At 71.8% G+C, this 2,341-nt stretch carries 2 protein-coding genes; one reads left to right on the forward strand and one right to left on the reverse strand.

Annotated elements, in window-relative coordinates; genetic code table 11:
* Window positions 1–563 (forward strand): PKD domain-containing protein (locus L615_RS23690; protein ID WP_222430418.1); only part of this gene is annotated, 563 nt, incomplete at its 5' end.
* Window positions 564–1,657: 1,094 nt separating this feature from the next.
* Here L615_RS23690 and L615_RS23045 read toward each other — a convergent pair.
* On the reverse strand, window positions 1,658–2,341 hold a 684-nt coding region (locus L615_RS23045), incomplete at its 5' end, for an HNH endonuclease (RefSeq protein WP_186449697.1).

Genomic DNA, 2,341 nt, shown 5'->3' on the forward strand with positions numbered 1-2,341 from the left:
GAGCCGGTGCCAAGGCGGTGTCGATCGTCATCCACGACCCCGACAACGCCGCGAAGCGGATCGGCTGCGTCGACCTGGCCCCGGACACCGCGGACCTGCGCTACGACTGGTCCTTCGGCGACGGAGCGACCGGCGCCGGCGCCGACCCGACCCACACCTACACGGCCCCGGGCACCTACTGGGCGACCGTGATCGTCAGCCGCAGCGGACCCAGCCACCACGGCGCGGCGACCCCGGTCTCGGCCAGCGTCAAGGTCGTCGTGGCCGCCCGCGACACCGCCGGACCGCGGGTCCGCCTGGTCGGCCCCACCGGCACCACCCGCAAGAAGCGGCCGACCTTGCGCGCCACGGTCACCGACGCCTCGGGCGTGCGCAAGGCGCGGATCACCATCACCGTGGACGGCCGCAAGGCCACCAGGGTGAGGTACGTCGCGCGGATCGGCCGGTTGACCGCCCTCCCGGCGAAGAAGCTCAAGCCCGGCAGGCACACCGTCCGGGTCGTGGCCGTCGACAACGCCGGCAACCGGACTGCGAAGACCTGGCGCTTCCGCGTGCGGAGGTGACCGGTCAGCGGCCGGGCCGGACCAGCCCGAGCTCGTAGGCCGCGACCGCCGCCTGGGTGCGGTCGCGCACCGCGATCTCGGTGGTCCGCCCCGCGGCGATCTCGTCGAGCGCGGCACGTGCCGCTCGGCGAAGTCGCGGAGCAGGCGTGTCGTCAGGTCCGGGGCCAGGGTCGTCGCCCCCTCGGCGGCCGCGTGCACGGCGGCGCGGATCTGGTCGGGCGGCATCGACTTCAGCAGGTAGCCGGTCGCCCCCGCCCGTACCGCCGCCACGACCAGGTCGTCGTCGGCGAAGGTGGTCAGCACGACGACGCGCACGTCGTGGAGGTCGGCGTCGGCGCTCGTACGACGGGTCACGGCAAGCCTTGGGTTCGCTTCGCCGTACTCCCGGGGGTTGAGGTGCGACGAGCGCTAGCGAGGAGCCTCGAAACCTCCGGGCCTGGATGGCGGACTCTGCCGGCACAGTCCGGTGCGGCAGTGCCGCTGGTTTCGAGGCTCGGCGCTGGGGCGCCTCGCACCTCAACCAGCGGCGGTCTGGCGGCGAGTTTCGGGGTTCGCTTCGTCGTGCTCCCGGTGGTTGGGGTGCGACGAGCGCCAGCGAGGAGCCTCGAAACCTCCGGGCCTTGGTGGCGGGCTGTGGTGGGCACAGTCGGGTGCAGGGGTGCCGTTGGTTTCGAGGCTCGGCGCTGGGGCGCCTCGCACCTCAACCAGCGGCGGTCGGTCGGCGCTGGGGCGAGTCTGGGGGTTCGCTTCGTCGTACTCCCGGTGGTTGAGGTGTGACGAGCGCTAGCGAGGAGCCTCGCGGTGCTGATGGCGCGAGCGCGTCGCCTGTCGAGGGCTGCGCGCAGGCMCTCGCAAGCTCGGCCCGCACTTGCCCTCGACGCGCCTTCGGCGCGGGCGCCACGCTGCCGCGCACGCGGTTGCCTCGGGTGGGTGGCTCAGTCCGACTGGCGGCAAGCCTGGGGTTCGCTTCGCCGTACTCCCGGTGGTTGAGGTGCGAGGCCGCCCGCGGCCGAGCCTCGCACCTCAACCGGCGGCAGTTGGAGCGGTGAGCATGCCGATGACCCCGCCGTCAGGCGGGGTGTGGGGCGTGGTGGCTAGTAGTCGTCGGGGTCGATGCGGCGCGGGGTGTCGAGCACCTTCGTGCCGTTGGGGCCGACGAGGAAGTGGTGTCCGTTGGGGGAGAGCCAGAGGTAGTGGCCGGGCTGGATGGTGACGTAGCGCCACAGGCTGAAGGTCTTGGCGCGGTGGTGACGTCGGCACAGGGGGACGAGGTTGCAGGGGCAGGTTGGTCCGCCGCGAGCGTGCTCGATGGAGTGGTCGAGGTCGCAACGACTCGCTTTGACGGTGCAGCCGAGGAAGCGGCAGGTGTGGTCACGCAGTTGCACTCGGGCACGGTGCCTGTCGGGGATCTCGTATGAGTCGACGGGGATGCAGTCGGCCAGGTCGATGACCGGCCTGACGATGACCATTGTCGTGGGTGCCTGCAACCAGTCCTTGACCTGTGTCGAGGAGACCGGGGCGTCCAGCTCTTCGCAGCGGGCGACGGGGTTGTCGCCGGTGAAGGTGGTGTCGGTGACGTGGACGTTCAACGTGACGCGGCGGCCGGGTGCGGTGGCGAGGACCTCGCCGGTGTCGGGGTCGGCGAACAACAGGTCCAGCGACAGGTCCTGCCGGGCCAGCTCAGCCGCAGCCTTCGACCGGCGCACGTCCATCGACGAGTCGTCACCGCACTTGCCGAGGAGGATCGCTCGACGGCTGATCGCTTCGTCGAGGTCGTG

Origin of the sequence: Nocardioides sp. J9 (genome assembly GCF_007829375.1) — a bacterium.
Classification (GTDB): Bacteria; Actinomycetota; Actinomycetes; order Propionibacteriales; family Nocardioidaceae; genus Nocardioides.